The following is a 15,164-nucleotide window of genomic DNA, read 5'->3' on the forward strand; positions in this document are numbered from 1 at the left end:
CCAAATTCTCCTAACTCTTAATATTTACCATTTTATTGTTAATATCAAATTTATTTTCATGTATACTGTAAAGTATAACCAAACCATTGTGACTTAGGAAATGAGGATGCGTAGTGTCAAACGAAAAATTAACGAACCGTGACCGCTTACTTGCTGTACGAGAAATCTTCGAACGTCAGTCGGATGAAGATCATACCTTGACGCTTGAGGAATTGAGCATGGAACTCTCGAAACGAGGACTGATCGAGAAGCTATCCCGAAAATCGTTGAAGGATGATATTGCGGCACTTGCCAAATCAGGTTTTGACGTCGTCGCAGAAGAAACGAAGAATGGACTTGCCATTCCGTATCATCTCGTCAGTCGTCCCTTTGAGCATCATCAGCTCCGTCTGCTTGTCGATGCAATCGCGAGCGCAAAATTCATCTCAGAAAGTGAGACGACGGCGCTCGTCCAGACGATTCAGTCACTGACGAGTGACAAGATGGCTGAATCACTCCAGCCGGTCCTCCATACCGTCAAAAAACCAAAAGGCATGACATCGCGCTCGATTGATACGATCCAAAAAGCCATCAGTGACGGTTTCGTCATCAGTTTCCAGTATCAAGGGAAATTCAATGAACGGACGCGGAAATTCGAATTGCGAAAAGACGGGGAGCACTATCTCGTCTCACCAGCACATCTGTTGATGGATAACGGCAACTATTATTTGATTGGACGCGACGAACGGATCAAACAGATTCGGACGTATCGGGTCGACCGGATTGTCGACTGTAAGCCATTCGAACCAGTCGAAGAACCCGTTCATGTCGAACCGAATTACTTAAGCAACATGTTCAATATGTATGGAGGGGAAAATGAGCAACTGACGCTCAAATTCCAGGAGAGTCTGATGCCGACCGTCGTCGACCGGTTTGGAACCGACATCCGGTGCCGTCGCCTTGACGACGTCTGGTTTGAAGTTAAAGTCGATGCACTCTTTTCAGATGGTTTCATGATGTGGCTGATTCAGTTCGGTAATCAAGCAGAAATCATCGCACCTGTCGAGCGACGGGAGACATTTAAACAAAAGGTGACAGGTCTTGCGACGATGTATCAAATCGAAACGCCGGCCTTATAAAATATGAAGCAAGGTTCACTTGACCGTGGATCTTGCTTTTTTTCTAATCTTGTCAACAAAAAAATTTGTCGTTTTTTGTCGGATATTCATATTTGAATATTTTCAGCTGAAAGTTCCAGTTACTATTAAGGGTATCTGATACTTATGTAGGAGGAACGACATGCAACAGATGGAAAAAAGCCGATCAAACGGGATGAAGAAACTAGGTGCTTTCCTCTTCTTCGTTTGTTTATCCTATACGTCTTGGTACTTATTCTCACTTTTTGTCTTTCATCTCGTGTTTCCTGAAGATGTCGTGACATCACTAGATATCGTCGTGTTCGGATTCAGTCCGGTCATCGCTCTTGTTGTCACTATCGGCTCGTTACGTCTGATCGAACGGCACATGAAGCCTAAATTCACACCGCTTTTGTTCATCGGGTATACTCTTTCGACAAGTGTCCTGGTTTATTACTCAATTGCTAACGCGCTTCTGCCCCGACTGTGACTTGCAACTCCTAAGCAATTGGCATATGCTACGCTTATAGTTTGCTAGGTAAGGGGGGATACGATGAACGCACAGTATATCCTCGACTGGATGCCGCTCGTGATTCCTGTCGGTGCCATCGTCTTTATTGTCATCATTGCGAAAAAAGCTTCGAAAATCGATGCTGAAAAGTAAAAAGACTCCAATTCGGGAGTCTTTTTTGCGTTTCCTCTATTCAGTTACTCTGCTAGCGTCTTTTGTGCGTTAATCGAGTTGTTTTGTTGGGGCTAAGACGATTTCACGGATATTGACATGTTGTGGCTGTTCGAAAGCGAATAGGACGGTATCCGCGACGACTTGTGGATCGAGTCCACCATCAATCGACTGTTTCCATTCGTTATAACCGTCCTTGATCGTGTCACTTGTCGTATGACCGAGTAATTCCGTTTCGACGACACCTGGGGCAATCGTCATGACACGAACGCCGTGCGATGCGACTTCTCCCCGGACGTTTTCACTCATTGCATGAACGGCAAATTTCGTCCCGACATATGCGGCGTGGTCGGCGAACGTCTTTTTACCAGCAATTGAGCTGATATTGATGATCGTACCGGTCTTGCGCTTCACCATCGATGGAAGAACGGCCTGCATACCGTGTAAGACACCAAGTGCATTGACATCAAACATCTCGTCCCATTCTGCTGGGTCTTGCGTGTCGATTTGACCAAGAAGCATGCGACCGGCATTGTTGATGATTGCTTCGACCGGACCGAACGCTTCCGTCGCTTCTGCTAACGCAGCGTCGAGAGCAGCGCGGTCAGTTGCTGCGACTTGGCGGATCAAGACATCGTCTGAGGCTAGACTCGCAAGACGGTCAATTCGACGTCCAAGCAATAAGACACGGTACCCTTTCTGAATGAATGTGTGAGCAATGGCATGCCCGATTCCTGACGTGGCACCGGTGATCGCGATGAATCCTGTTTTCATGATATCGTCTCCTTATTTGATATGATAAATTGAAGATAACAGAGGGAAGTCGTTCCGAAAAGTACGCACTTTTTGGTCAGTGAGTTACCTTTTGGTAAGGGAGTGGGTGTACTGTGTATTTAAATGAGTTCGACGCGACGATGCGACAGATACAAGGCAAGTGGAAAGTGATGATCTTATATGAACTACATGAAGAAGGAACGGTGCGTTTCAATACGCTCGAGCGTTATATCCAGGACGTCTCACCGAAGACGCTGACGCAACAATTGAAGCAACTCGAGCAAGATGGCTTGATCACACGGACCGTCTATCCGGAAGTACCACTACGCGTCGAATATGCCTTGAGCGCGAAAGGTACATCCTTGATTCCACTACTCGATGCGATTTGCGACTGGGGACTTGCGACGACGCCCCGGAACCAATTGATGCGGACGTTATGCGACGACGAAGCCCCTGCTCCATGAGCAAGGGCTTTTCGTTAGCGTTCGATTTGTTCACGTACTTGCCGGCGGAACGTTTGAATATCGTAGGCAGGTTCACTTGGACTAAACTCGATCCCGTCAATCAGACGCGCGTTTTGGACCGTGTCCGGGAACTCGATTCGTGTTAACCACTCAAGCGTCGTCTCCTCATGCCGTCTTGGGAAAGCTTGCTCGAGCTGAGAAGCGATCTTCAGTAATGGATGATGACTATGACGTTTAGGAGCATGTGCCCGTACTTGTTTTGACTGCTTAACGGTTTGTTCTCTTTCGATTGCTACGACTTTTCGTTTTCGGATGACATAGAGGGTGATGGCAACAAGGATCACAGTCAGAAGCGTCGTCGCGATCCATAGCCAATCCGGTGTTCCTGCCTGGACGGCAGCTTGCTCTACATCTTGAACACCTTTGATATTCTCTAGTCCCATCGCCCGATTCGTCATTGTGTCTGCTTCTCGACCAAGCGGTTCCGTCCAAAGGAACAGTGAACCGAAGGCTTCAAACAGCGGACGAATCGCACTCGTGACCGATCCGACGAGTGCTTCTTTTGTAAGTCGAAAGACGAATGCGATGATGAGTCCCGCACTCAGTACGATTGCAATCGTCGGGAAGATGCGTCGCCATTCTGTCATGTACGTGACGACGAAGGGATAGGCGACGACAAGGAGCAGGAGGAAAAAGGCACCAATCGGTGGTGTCATGCCTGGGAATAGAACCACCGCGACACCGATGATCAGCGCACTTGCAGCGTAACGCCAGGTGGAGTCGACTGTATCGAGAAACGCAGACCACGCGACGAAGATGAAAGCTAAGACGCTTGCTAGGGGAGAGAGGAAAAATAATCCCCCAGCTACGAGTAGCTGTAGACCAATCCGGAGCGAACGGTGTGGCACGAAGGCAAGTACCGGGAAAACGAGCGCTAGGTAAAACGGAACGGGTAATAGACTCGCTAGGAACATCCACCAGAGGATCATGCGCTCACTCCTTTCTGCCGGTGACCGAGATGGATCTCCGCCGTCGTCGACGGCACGCTACGCTGCAATCGTTTCGTGAAGTAACGGCGCTCAAGCGGTAAATCGTACTCTGAAATCCGAGCAAGACATTCCATCGTTCGCAAGAATTGATGTTTTCCTGTACCAGACGGGACATGGTACCACTGACCCGACCGATTGACCATCGAGATCCAGAGGCTGTAGGACGCGCCTTGCTTCTCGAGTTCACGAATGATCGTCGCAGCGCGAGATAAGAGTTTCTCGAAGTCTGAGCGAAGGGCGAGCCCGTCTGCGGATAAGCCATCAACGATCACGGCATAATCATGATTACGTTTGCGGTCATATTGATACGAGTACAATTCGTTCGTCTTCGCATAGGCGGACCAATAGATCGATTTCGCATCGCCGGAGTAGGGTACAACGGAATGGAAACTTGATCGATCGGTGAACGGACTTGACCGATCGATCGTCTCACCCGGAATCATCCGCTCATTCCATTCGACGGACGCTGGTGCAAAGTCGGGGAAGACGTGACCCAGCTCATGGATATCAAGCGTCACATAGATCGTCGTCAGATGAAACGGATCCGAAATCATAACGTCAAACGATTGAATCCGGATCGTTCCCCGGTGGGCAGCGATGACGTCGATTGAAAACGGAACGGTCGTCTGTTTACCGACATACAAATGTTGACGCCAAAATTGACTGCTCGCATCAGGAAGCTTGATCTGATCTCCGAGTAATCCGGAGATCGTGATCCGACCGAGCGGTAGCTTCGTCGTGTTCGACAGCTCGAACGGTATCTGGATTGTTTCTTCCCGAAACGCCCGAACCGTCTCAAGGAGTTTGACACGGATCCGCTTCGCGACATATTCGAGATAATAGGGCATCACCCAGCCATATAATGTATAGGCAAATAACAAAGCCGCGATCCAGACGGGACCATAAAGTCCGATGATGATCCCACTTGCACCTGTCATCGTAAGAATGATGAGGTTAAAGCCTTTTGGTATGATCAATTGCATCGTTTACACCTCAGTCGGGACAGTCAATGAATCAAGGACCTGCTCGACGAGACGTTCGTTCGACAGCTTCAGTGTCGCCTCGAGTGTCAGGACCAGTCGGTGAGCAAGCAAGGGCGTCGCCAAATGTTTGACGTCTTCCGGTGTCACGTATGTCCGCTCCTGCATCCAGGCACGTGCTTTTGCTGCTTTTAAGAGAGCGAGCGTTGCTCGAGGACTCGGTCCAATCTCCACGTCACGATGGGCACGGAGAGCGTCACAGACGTCGAGTAAGTAGTTTTCGACGCTGTCCTCAATCGAGACAGCAACGACCTCTTCTTTCCAGTCATTCAGCTGTTCGAGTGGGATTTGCAGATCGGCTGCTGTTAAGTGTGCCCCGCGTAATAATGCTTTTTCCGCCTGACGTGTCAGAGGAGCAAACGACAACTTGAACAAGAAGCGGTCGAGCTGTGCATGAGGCAACGGGAACGTACCGTGTCCGTCGAACGGATTTTGCGTTGCGATGACAAGAAAGTGTTGTGGTAGCGTATACGACGTATCCCCAATCGTCACTTGCGCTTCTGCCATTGCTTCAAGGAGTGCGGATTGAGTCCGTGGTGTCGTCCGGTTGATCTCATCGACGAGTACGATATTTGCAAACAACGGACCAAAGCGTTGCTCGAACGACCCTGTCAGCGGATTGAACAGCTCCATCCCGAGTAGATCAGTCGGTAACGTATCCGCTGTACATTGAACACGTGAGAATTTGGCGTCAAGTGTCTGCGCTAGTGCTTTGGCTAGCGTCGTTTTACCGGTCCCCGGGCGGTCTTCTAGTAAAATATGCCCTTCAGCGAGCAAACCCATCAATAAATGATCAATCACGTCGTCCTGACCAAGGACAGATTGTTTAAGTGATGTACGTAATGTTTGAAACATGGATGATTCCCCCTTTAAGATGCATCGTATTTCTAAAGTGTACGAAAATTCAGAAAAAACTGCTAGTAGTTTTCCTAAAACGATTAACCTAGAAATACGTCTCTTATCTATACTACCAGTTTCATCCAAAAGTTTCGTAAAATATCAAAAAATTTGAAACAGGATAATTAATTTACTTAGCGAATACAAGAGATATAGTTATTAGAATAGGGAGGATGGAGAGATGAAACAACATACGACGGAATCCAATACTACTCTAGGCGAACATCATAATGTCGCTCACAGTCCAATCGATGCGTATCAACGTGCTGTTGCCGGAGGTCCACCGATTCGTCGACTACCGATCGGATTACGGATACTCACCTATATGCTCGCTACCTTATTCACAGCAGGGATCATCGCTGGGCTCGTTATCAGTCTACTCGGTTAAAAAAGACTCCCTCAGTGTCCTGAGGAAGTCGCTTCAATCTTCAAAGAGATCATCCATCAACGCGGTGATCTCTTTTTTGCGTGCATTCGTCTCATCACGCAGGATGCGAATCGATCGCCCCGTCCAGTCCAATCGATCACCAATCGTTGCTTGGCGCGGTAAGCGACTTTTCGGTAACGTAATCGTCTCGCGTTCGTCCGTCTCACAAATGGCTAAATCATCTTCAAAATCAGATAGGGTGAGCCGCATCTGATCCACCTCCGCATTCGATTATTCCGGTCGTAAATCGGTCCGGTTTGATTCCTTGATCCCGTTACCGCTTGAGATATACTGAATCGTTCCGTTTTGATCCGTTCGATCAGCCGTAATCCGTTCCGTCTTCAATGCTTGTAAGACAGAGGGGCGCGGATGACGGTAGGCGTTGTCCGCGCCAGCTGAGATCAAGGCTCGTTTTGGGGCGACGGCTTGTAAGAAGGGCAGGGAGGACGATGTCTCTGCTCCGTGATGACCCAGTTTCAGAACATCGGCGCGAAGCTCTTCAGCCGACTCAAGCAATTGTTGCTCGGTCCGAATCGGCGCGTCCCCCATGAAGAGGAAGCGGTCCTGTCCATTCTCGACGCGAAGGACGGCGCTCCAACTGTTGAGATCCTGTGTTCCGTCCGTTAAGGGAGCAAGGAACGTAAAACGTGCCGACTCACTCGGTATCTTAAGACCTGCTTTGACCGACTTGATCGTTACGCCTTCGCGTTTGACGGCAAGGAGGAAGTCGCGATACGTCTCCGTCGTATGCGTGACGCGCGGGGCATAGACACTCTCAACCGGAAACGCATCGAGGACCGTATCAAGTCCACCGATATGATCAGCGTCTGGATGTGTCGCAACAATCGCCGTCAAGCGTTTCACACCGAGTTCATTTAAATAGCGGACGACATCTTCCCCTTTTCCGTTATTCCCGCCATCAATCAAAATTGCATCTTCTTTCGTTCGAATGAAGGTGCTATCTCCTTGACCGACATCAAAACCATAGACCTCCATCTGTCCTGCTGTCGGGGCAGGGGGTGTCTCTTCATCCCGTGTCGTATAGAAAATGACGATCAAGCAAAGTGCTAGTAAAATCGTTGATCCCCACTTCAACATGTCGGTTCTTCTTTCTCAAACAAATAAAGCATACCGTTGCGCGGATGACCGAACCGTGGTCCGCGGTAACCGCGACGCCTCAAGGCAGCACGCATCAAAATCATCATGCCACCATGACCGACGAGTAAGACCCGTTCATCGTCTTCAAACATCAATTGATTCAACAGGACCTCGATTCGTTCATTTGCCTCTTTGATCTCTGCTTGAATCCGTTTGCTGAATGGGGCAGCGAGTCGACCGAGAATTGCCCAGCCGAGGAATGGCAAGCGTAGATTCGATCGAATCGTCGGAAATGGCACTTCCCGCAGGAGATCGGTCACGATGATTTCTTTGTCATAGACGCTCTGAGCCGTCTGGACGGCACGCGGCATGCTACTGGCATAACAGACCGTCCAATCAATCTGACCGAGCTCTACAGGCTGAATATCGATGTCTGACGTATCATAGCGTTCAATCCACTTTTCAATATCACTGGCACTGATCCAGCCTTTCGTCGGGTATCCTTCTGTCACCCGGTGATGTCTCACTAATCCAATTTGTTTCATGCTTCGTGCGACGGTCAAGACCGTCTCCCTCACTTTCATTCATCGTTTAAAGTGCGACACGGATTGCAAGTCCACATAAAATCGCCCCTAAAATACTAAGCAAACTCCCGATGATGTAATATTCCGCAAAGCGGCGATCTTCAAACTGTTTAAAACGGGCTAGTGCCTTCAAGGCGATAATGAATCCGATGGCACCGGTTGCGTTCGTGACGACGAGCAGGGTGATGATCGCCCGTTCGACGAGACCGATATAACGCCCAATCCCGTTCAATTCCGTCGTATAACTGCGGGCGGAGTCTTCGACTTCATGTGTGACGGTTCGCGAGACGCCGTCTAATTGCTCCTTACGTGTCACTTTCCGCTCAAAATGCGCTTCAATCAACCGCGGAGCAAATGGCGCGAGCATCAAAGCGATTCCGTGACCAAGTAGTTCTGTCGTCACTAAGCTGAAGCAAAGAATCCAGAGAACTTGCTCCGGTCGCGAGAACGACAGTGACCAATCAATCGGGACGAACAACCACGTCAAGGCAATGATAGCAGCGATATGTAACGCTTGATCGATCCAATAAGCAACGGCTTGCTTCACGCGACGTTTGAGCGGGGAGGCATCGAGTAGGGCGTGAAACACGAGAATACTCCCTCCAAGCAACCCAGCGTCTTCTAGGCTTAACGTCCCCCGTATGACGAAGAACGCAAAGACAAGCAGCATCAAAACGCTGTGGACAGCAAGGTGCTGGACTAAAAACCGTCGATTTCGATGTTTGTGCAGTGCCATCCGTTTCGTCTGCAAGGGAAAGTCAGCAAGCAGATGGACAAGTAACAGACTGAGTAAGACGGTCACCGAATCGCCTCCCAGACTTGGAATTGCTCTAGTGCCTGTGTTAAGGCGGTTTCGAGACGCTTACGTTGCTTACGCTGTGAGCGGGAAACAAGCTTCGCGACATTCGCGCGGGCATCTTGTTCCTTAAAGCCCATTTTCAGACCAATCTCTTCATACGTATCATCCGGATATTGATCCATCAACCGGTGCAGTTCAATCTGGCGATCCGTTTTTCCAAAGTACGCTGGATAAAGCATCTCAAGATAACCGTTCAGCAGGGCGGTCGGTAAGTAGGGCGGTCCAGCAAACGCAATCCGTGACGAGAGCGTCTTCGCTTGCTCCTGTGCTTCAAACGCATGAATGATCGCACTACCATTGGCTTCTTCGGCTTGAATCGTCGAGATCGTCTCATATTGTCCAAAACCAATCCCGATGTAGCCCGGTAAGTCTTGATTCAACAGTTGCAGGATGATCGGATAACTCACTGGATAATCCGCAAATACAGCCAATAAACTGTCACCAGACTTGATTTGAAACGGAACGATACTTGCTGGGAATGCCACGTTTAACTCATCAGCCAGTGTTCGGAGTGTCTGCAATAACACTTCTTTACTTGAATAATCGCGGGAGCCTTTGACATCAAATGATAAGGCGACAGCTTGCATAGCAATTCCTCCTGTCTAAATGTTGCCACTAAATCGGCAACATTTCAATTGTTACCGATAAAAAGGTAACATTTTCGGTGTTACTGTTATTAGAGTAACAAAAAATGACGGGGAAGACCAACAGGACGATGGACCGATTTTTTAACGACAGGGGGATTGATCAATAAGACTCAACTCTCATTTTTTTATTCAAGTTAACATAACATATATTATCAATAGTTATAAGAATCTGTCTCATAACCAAGGTAAACTTAAGATAGTGAGACAAAACAAAAAAACACGGGATTAACCGTGTTTTCGACAATCATACGGACGTGTCCGTTCCAATCGATGAATCAAACGATCTAAGAAAATATGATGGCGGCGTTCGAGTTGCGTGATCCGTTCAAGCGGCAACCACGCGAAATCAAAGAAATCACCGCAATCCTGACCGTCACCAGCAACGCAATGCGTCCAGCGGTTCTCTTGGCATTCAATGTGTGCATGGTAGAAATACGTGTAATGGACTCGCATGCGCTCTGGGTACCGCATCTCTTCTTCGCCGACATACTGGACGGATGCTAACGAGAGACCACTTTCTTCAAGCGTCTCACGAACAGCCGCTTCTTTTGCGATTTCAGCATCTTCGATCGTACCTGCGGGGATCTGCCAATCACTCTCAGGAGCCGATTGTGGATGAAAAACAAGAAGTTCCCATCCGTTAGGTTTTTCCCGAGTGATATAGATTGCTACTTTTTCGCGACGTCTGAATTTCATCTTCATCACCTCTCCAAGGTCGGCAGATTGCACAACAAGCAGCTAAAGGGACGGTCCCGTAGCTGCTTGATTGATTGACGCTATAAGCAAAGCTGCGGAGACGCGTGACCCGCCGCTTGATTGTGACGAATCGTGACCTGACTATTTCTTCTATTGTAGCCGTTATTGGTCAGTGTTTCAATTTGTAAACGATATTTCGCACCATAAATCTCAAAATTCCGAGCATTCGTCTCAAAAACCCTCTCTCCTGCCCCGCTAGATGCAAAAAAGCTCCCCCGTTAACCGGAGGAGCCGCGTCTTATCGTGTATACCAATCGAGCAATGGACCGAATTTATCTTCGTCATAGGCGAACGAACCGTTCGACAGGCGGTCGAGGAACGATAAAGAGCCGATTTGGATCGTTTTCTCCTGCTCTTTCCCGCTGAGAACCAATTCTTTCGCTTGCGTGACGTCAATAAGTGCTGCGACTTGGTGTGGTTTTGATTTCAAATCACGGAGCAACTGTAAGCCACGGAGCGCACGGCTTGAGACTTGGAACTGATCCGCGAGGCGCATCTTCTTCAAGGCACCCCGTTGCGTCAAGAGAACGATCTGTGGTGCTTCCTTAAAGCCAATCGTACCGGCGACAACATCCTGATCCTTCAGGTTGATCGCTTTGACACCAGCTGCCCGGACACCAACGACTGGGACGTCGTCTTCCGTGAACCAGAGACCGAAGCCGTTCTGTGTCGCGAGGAAGAGGTCGGTTTGACCCGTCGAGACCTGCGCATACAAGACTTCGTCGTCTGCCTTCAGACGGACGCCTTGGAGCGGTTTTGACTTCCGCTGGGCATTGTAGTCACTCAGTTTCGAGCGTTTAACCATCCCTTGGCGTGTGACGAACAAACAATGCTGCGCTTCGTCGAACGAACGGACGAGATCTGCCGAGAGAACTCGGTCGCCTGGTTCGAGTGGAACGAGGTTCGCGACGTGTTGACCGCCATCTTTCCATTTCGTATCCGGCAATTGATGGACTGGAATCAGCAAGTAGTTCCCGCGAACGGTCCAGACGATCAAGTGATCGGTCGTCATCGCTTGTCCTTGGAGCAACGGACGATCTTGTTCCTTCAAGTCTGGCAAGTCGTTCGAGGCGCCGAATGAACGGAGTGACGAACGTTTGACATAGCCGTTTTTCGATAGGAAGACCATCGTTTCCTCGACGGCGATCATGACTTCCGTCTTCAGCTTCAGTTCTTCAACTTCCGCTTCAATCGTCGAACGACGTTTGTCGGCGACTTGTTCTTTTAAGACCGTCAATTCCTTGATGATGAGACGATTTCGGGTCTTTTCATCGTTGAGGATCTTCTCGAGACGAGCAATTTCCTTCTCGAGTTTTGCCGCTTCTTCCTGCAACTCAACGATATCGGTATTCGTTAACCGGTAAAGCTGGAGCATGACGACGGCTTCCGCTTGACGGTCCGTGAAGTTGAACCGCGTAATCAGCTTGTCCTTTGCGTCCGCTTTGTTTGAAGCAGACCGGATCAAGGCAAGTGTCTCATCGAGGACAGAGATCGCTGTCATCAAAGCAGAGACGACTTCCTGACGACGTTTCGCTTGTTCGAGATCAAACGCTGTTCGGCGGATGACGACTTCCTTAACGTGTGCGAGATAGGCATCGAGCAGCGTCAAAACGCCCATTTGCCGTGGTGTCCGCTCGTGAATCGCGACCATGTTGTAGTTATAAGCGATTTGTAAATCCGTCTGTTTGAGATAGAAGTGCAAGACACCTTCTGCATCCGCTTCCTTCTTCAACTCGATGACGACCCGTAACCCGTCGCGATCGGTCTCGTCGCGAACTTCTGCAACCCCTTCGACCTTTTTATCGAGACGGAGTTCTTCCATCCGTTTGACGAGGTTCGCTTTGTTGACCTCATACGGCAGTTCGGTGATGACGATTTGTTGACGACCGCCACGCAGTGTCTCGATCGTTGAGCGCGAACGGATGATGACCTTACCACGTCCTGTCTCGAACGCCTTCTTGATGCCATCAAGCCCTTGGACGACACCACCGGTCGGGAAATCAGGCCCTTGCATATGTGTCAACAAGTCATCAACGTTCTGGACCGTACCAGAGATCCGACCGATCGCAGCATCGAGGACTTCTCCCGCGTGGTGCGGTGGAATCTCGGTTGCGTAACCAGCTGAAATCCCCGTCGAACCGTTCATCAGCAAGTTCGGCAATAGTGACGGTAAGACGAGTGGTTCTTCTGTCGTATCATCGAAGTTGAGCGTGTAATCGACGGTCTGTTTGTTGATCCCGTCGAGAATCAGACTTGAGACTTTCGACAGACGAGCTTCCGTATACCGCATTGCTGCCGCACTATCACCGTCGATTGATCCGTTGTTTCCTTGCATATCGATCAACGGATAACGCAGTTTCCACTCCTGGCTCAGACGGACCATCGCTTCATAGACCGACGAGTCACCGTGTGGGTGGTAGTTACCGATGACGACACCGACCGTCTTCGCTGATTTTCGGTAAGCACGGTCGAACAAATTACCTTCCGTATGCATCGCGTAGAGAATACGGCGTTGTACCGGTTTCAGACCATCCCGAGCATCCGGTAAAGCGCGATCTTGAATGATATATTTCGAATAACGACCAAACCGGTCGCCGACGACTTGCTCGAGCGACAGGTTCAGGATGTTTTGTAGATTAGACATGTTCGTTCACACTCTCTTTCGTCACGTGCTCGTTCTCGATGATCGAGAGGTCTTCTGCAAGACCGAAGGCGACATTGTCTTCGATCCACGTCCGGCGGTGTCCGACGTTATCGCCCATTAGGACAGATACGCGTTTTTCAGCAACCGCAGCATCGTCAATCGTGACCCGAATCAATGTCCGTGTCTCGGGATCCATCGTTGTTTCCCAGAGCTGCGGTGCATTCATCTCCCCGAGTCCTTTGTAACGCTGGATCATATAACCTTTACCGAACTTCTTCGTCGTTTTCTTGAGCGTCTCTTCGTCCCAGACATATTCGAACTTCTCCGATTTGCCTTTCCCTTTTGAGACACGATAGAGCGGTGGTAAGGCAACGAAGACCTTCCCAGCGTCGATTAATGGACGCATGTAGCGGAAGAAGAACGTCAGCAACAAGACTTGGATGTGCGCGCCATCGGTATCAGCATCGGTCATGATGATGACTTTGTCGAAATTACAATCTGACAAGTCGAAATCAGCTCCGACACCGCCGCCAATCGCGTGAATGATCGTGTTGATCTCTTCATTCTTCATGATATCGGCGAGTTTCGCTTTTTCCGTGTTCAAGACCTTACCACGGAGTGGAAGGATCGCTTGGAATGTCCGGTTTCGTCCTTGTTTCGCGGAACCACCGGCAGAGTCACCCTCGACGAGGAACAATTCATTCTTGTCCGCGTTCTTTGAAGCCGCAGGTGTCAGTTTTCCGTTCAAGATGCTCGAACGTTTCTTCTTTTTCCCGTTACGTGCTTCTTCGCGCGCTTTGCGTGCTGCTTCACGAGCTTGCGCGGCACGGATCGCTTTTTTGATCAACAGTGTCGCTGTTTGTGGGTTCTCTTCCAAGTACGTCGAGAGACGACGGCTAATAACAGCGTCACAGCTCGTCCGTGCTTCCGGTGAACCGAGTTTTGACTTCGTTTGTCCTTCGAACTGGAGGAATTCTTCTGGAATCCGGATTGAGACGATCATCGTCAACCCTTCGCGGATATCGTTCCCGTCAAGGTTTTTATCCTTTTCCTTCAAAAGCGTGTTCTTCCGGGCATATTCATTCATGACACGTGTCATCGCGGTTTTCGCACCAACTTCGTGTGTGCCACCGTCGCGTGTCCGGACGTTATTGACGAACGAAAGAACGTTTTCCGAGTAAGCATCCGTGAACTGGAAGGCGATGTCGACTTCGATCTCGTTTTCCGTTCCTTCGAATGCGACTGTCGGATGAAGCGTATCTTTATCATCATTCAAGTACTGGACGAACTCACTGACACCGTCTTCATACTGGAAAATATCTAATTTATCGGACCGTTCGTCCGTCAACGTAATCTTCAGACCTTTCAGCAAGAAGGCCGATTCGCGTAAGCGTTCCGCGAGCGTATCGTAGTTGTATGTCAACGTACTGAAGATTGAGCCATCTGGTTTAAAGTAAACGCTCGTTCCTTTTTGACGCGTCGTACCCGTTTCAACCAGCGTCGTCTTCGGAATCCCACCGTTTTCAAACGTTTGCTCATATTGTTTCCCGTTACGGAAGATCGTCACTTTCAAATCCGTTGATAAGGCGTTAACAACCGACGCCCCGACGCCGTGTAAACCACCGGACGTCTTGTAACCACCTTGACCGAACTTACCACCGGCGTGTAAAACCGTGAAGATGACTTCTGCTGTTGGTTTACCAGACGCATGCATCCCTGTTGGCATTCCGCGTCCATGGTCACGAACCGTAATCGCATTATCTTTATGAATCGTTACATCAATTTGTTCCCCGAATCCTGCAAGCGCCTCATCGATAGCGTTATCAACGATCTCGTAGACGAGATGGTGAAGTCCACGGTGATCGGTTGAACCGATATACATACCTGGGCGCTTCCGGACTGCTTCGAGTCCTTCGAGCACCTGTATGGCATCATCATTGTAGTTATTTAAGTCTGTCGCCATTCATTTCACCTCAAAATTCAAAATTACGACGACGTTTTTTACAAACGTTCGTTCGTTATTTCGAGTAGTCTGTCTCTAATTGTAGGCATCTTCTTGCTTCCTGACAAGCATAACCTATAAAGCGCATGAAAAAAGACACCTTCACGGACGGGTGAAGATGCCTAA

The 15,164-nt window shown here is 49.3% G+C and carries 16 protein-coding genes; 4 read left to right on the forward strand and 12 right to left on the reverse strand.

All coding sequences use genetic code 11. The annotated features are described in order from the left end of the window. Window positions 1–113 precede the first annotated feature (113 nt). Entirely contained in the window at window positions 114–1,118 is a 1,005-nt protein-coding gene (locus K6T22_RS08325; RefSeq protein WP_238236095.1) for a helix-turn-helix transcriptional regulator, read from the forward strand. 160 nt (window positions 1,119–1,278) lie between these two features. After that, complete coding sequence (locus tag K6T22_RS08330; protein ID WP_238236097.1) at window positions 1,279–1,605, forward strand: hypothetical protein; 327 nt, start codon at window positions 1,279–1,281, stop codon at window positions 1,603–1,605. Between the two features lie 243 nt (window positions 1,606–1,848). Here K6T22_RS08330 and K6T22_RS08335 read toward each other — a convergent pair whose 3' ends face one another. Then, entirely contained in the window at window positions 1,849–2,571 is a 723-nt protein-coding gene (locus K6T22_RS08335) for an SDR family oxidoreductase (protein WP_238236098.1), read from the reverse strand. Window positions 2,572–2,684: 113 nt separating this feature from the next. Here K6T22_RS08335 and K6T22_RS08340 point away from each other — a divergent pair, with 113 nt between their 5' ends. Next, window positions 2,685–3,035, forward strand: coding sequence for a winged helix-turn-helix transcriptional regulator (locus K6T22_RS08340; protein WP_283205674.1), 351 nt, complete (start codon window positions 2,685–2,687; stop codon window positions 3,033–3,035). Window positions 3,036–3,049: 14 nt separating this feature from the next. Here K6T22_RS08340 and K6T22_RS08345 read toward each other — a convergent pair whose 3' ends face one another. Genes K6T22_RS08345 through K6T22_RS08355 form a run of 3 tightly spaced genes read right to left on the reverse strand, consistent with a single transcriptional unit; the run spans window position 3,050 to window position 5,979 of the window. Beyond that, on the reverse strand, window positions 3,050–4,024 hold the full coding sequence (locus K6T22_RS08345) for a hypothetical protein (RefSeq protein ID WP_238236107.1): 975 nt from the start codon (window positions 4,022–4,024) through the stop codon (window positions 3,050–3,052). Beyond that, window positions 4,021–5,067: a DUF58 domain-containing protein gene (locus K6T22_RS08350; RefSeq protein ID WP_238236110.1), complete on the reverse strand. Its 1,047-nt coding sequence runs from the start codon at window positions 5,065–5,067 to the stop codon at window positions 4,021–4,023. The genes K6T22_RS08345 and K6T22_RS08350 overlap by 4 nt, the downstream gene beginning before the upstream one ends. A 3-nt stretch (window positions 5,068–5,070) precedes the next feature. Further along, the gene (locus K6T22_RS08355) at window positions 5,071–5,979 is read right to left on the reverse strand and encodes an AAA family ATPase (RefSeq protein ID WP_238236111.1); all 909 of its coding nucleotides are present in this window, start codon (window positions 5,977–5,979) and stop codon (window positions 5,071–5,073) included. Window positions 5,980–6,202: 223 nt separating this feature from the next. On the opposite strand from K6T22_RS08355, the gene K6T22_RS08360 reads away from it, so the two are divergent. Beyond that, entirely contained in the window at window positions 6,203–6,409 is a 207-nt protein-coding gene (locus K6T22_RS08360) for a hypothetical protein (protein ID WP_238236113.1), read from the forward strand. A gap of 33 nt (window positions 6,410–6,442) precedes the next feature. On the opposite strand, the gene K6T22_RS08365 is transcribed toward K6T22_RS08360, so the two are convergent. From K6T22_RS08365 to parE, 8 genes are all read right to left on the reverse strand, one after another. Then, window positions 6,443–6,658, reverse strand: a complete 216-nt coding sequence (locus tag K6T22_RS08365) for a DUF3006 domain-containing protein (RefSeq protein WP_238236115.1) — start codon at window positions 6,656–6,658, stop codon at window positions 6,443–6,445. A gap of 21 nt (window positions 6,659–6,679) precedes the next feature. After that, entirely contained in the window at window positions 6,680–7,546 is an 867-nt protein-coding gene (locus K6T22_RS08370; RefSeq protein ID WP_238236116.1) for a ComEC/Rec2 family competence protein, read from the reverse strand. Then, window positions 7,540–8,109 carry a histidine phosphatase family protein gene (locus K6T22_RS08375; RefSeq protein WP_238236117.1) on the reverse strand — a complete coding sequence of 190 codons (570 nt, stop codon included), beginning with the start codon at window positions 8,107–8,109 and terminating at the stop codon, window positions 7,540–7,542. The genes K6T22_RS08370 and K6T22_RS08375 overlap by 7 nt, the downstream gene beginning before the upstream one ends. 28 nt (window positions 8,110–8,137) lie before the next feature. Further along, on the reverse strand, window positions 8,138–8,932 hold the full coding sequence (locus tag K6T22_RS08380; RefSeq protein ID WP_238236118.1) for a DUF3307 domain-containing protein: 795 nt from the start codon (window positions 8,930–8,932) through the stop codon (window positions 8,138–8,140). Further along, on the reverse strand, window positions 8,929–9,576 hold the full coding sequence (locus tag K6T22_RS08385; protein ID WP_238236119.1) for a SatD family protein: 648 nt from the start codon (window positions 9,574–9,576) through the stop codon (window positions 8,929–8,931). The genes K6T22_RS08380 and K6T22_RS08385 overlap by 4 nt, the downstream gene beginning before the upstream one ends. Before the next feature lie 285 nt (window positions 9,577–9,861). After that, window positions 9,862–10,332 (reverse strand): NUDIX domain-containing protein, encoded by a 471-nt coding sequence (locus tag K6T22_RS08390; protein ID WP_235504877.1) that lies wholly within the window; start codon window positions 10,330–10,332, stop codon window positions 9,862–9,864. A gap of 298 nt (window positions 10,333–10,630) precedes the next feature. Beyond that, on the reverse strand, window positions 10,631–13,036 hold the full coding sequence (gene parC, locus K6T22_RS08395; protein ID WP_238236126.1) for a DNA topoisomerase IV subunit A: 2,406 nt from the start codon (window positions 13,034–13,036) through the stop codon (window positions 10,631–10,633). Beyond that, window positions 13,029–14,999 carry a DNA topoisomerase IV subunit B gene (parE, locus tag K6T22_RS08400; RefSeq protein ID WP_238236128.1) on the reverse strand — a complete coding sequence of 657 codons (1,971 nt, stop codon included), beginning with the start codon at window positions 14,997–14,999 and terminating at the stop codon, window positions 13,029–13,031. The genes parC and parE overlap by 8 nt, the downstream gene beginning before the upstream one ends. Between the last annotated feature and the right edge of the window lie 165 nt (window positions 15,000–15,164).

Origin of the sequence: Exiguobacterium acetylicum (assembly GCF_022170825.1) — a bacterium.
Taxonomy (GTDB): Bacteria; Bacillota; Bacilli; order Exiguobacteriales; family Exiguobacteriaceae; genus Exiguobacterium_A; species Exiguobacterium_A acetylicum_B.

Excerpts from the sequence above, each read along its gene's own strand:
- K6T22_RS08390 (WP_235504877.1), bottom strand. The coding sequence starts at position 10,332 with ATGAAATTCAGACGTCGCGAAAAAGTAGCAATCTATATCACTCGGGAA.
- K6T22_RS08330 (WP_238236097.1), top strand. The coding sequence starts at position 1,279 with ATGCAACAGATGGAAAAAAGCCGATCAAACGGGATGAAGAAACTAGGT.
- parE (WP_238236128.1), bottom strand. The coding sequence starts at position 14,999 with ATGGCGACAGACTTAAATAACTACAATGATGATGCCATACAGGTGCTC.
- parC (WP_238236126.1), bottom strand. The coding sequence starts at position 13,036 with ATGTCTAATCTACAAAACATCCTGAACCTGTCGCTCGAGCAAGTCGTC.
- K6T22_RS08360 (WP_238236113.1), top strand. The coding sequence starts at position 6,203 with ATGAAACAACATACGACGGAATCCAATACTACTCTAGGCGAACATCAT.
- K6T22_RS08365 (WP_238236115.1), bottom strand. The coding sequence starts at position 6,658 with ATGCGGCTCACCCTATCTGATTTTGAAGATGATTTAGCCATTTGTGAG.
- K6T22_RS08335 (WP_238236098.1), bottom strand. The coding sequence starts at position 2,571 with ATGAAAACAGGATTCATCGCGATCACCGGTGCCACGTCAGGAATCGGG.
- K6T22_RS08345 (WP_238236107.1), bottom strand. The coding sequence starts at position 4,024 with ATGATCCTCTGGTGGATGTTCCTAGCGAGTCTATTACCCGTTCCGTTT.
- K6T22_RS08385 (WP_238236119.1), bottom strand. The coding sequence starts at position 9,576 with ATGCAAGCTGTCGCCTTATCATTTGATGTCAAAGGCTCCCGCGATTAT.
- K6T22_RS08370 (WP_238236116.1), bottom strand. The coding sequence starts at position 7,546 with ATGTTGAAGTGGGGATCAACGATTTTACTAGCACTTTGCTTGATCGTC.
- K6T22_RS08355 (WP_238236111.1), bottom strand. The coding sequence starts at position 5,979 with ATGTTTCAAACATTACGTACATCACTTAAACAATCTGTCCTTGGTCAG.
- K6T22_RS08350 (WP_238236110.1), bottom strand. The coding sequence starts at position 5,067 with ATGCAATTGATCATACCAAAAGGCTTTAACCTCATCATTCTTACGATG.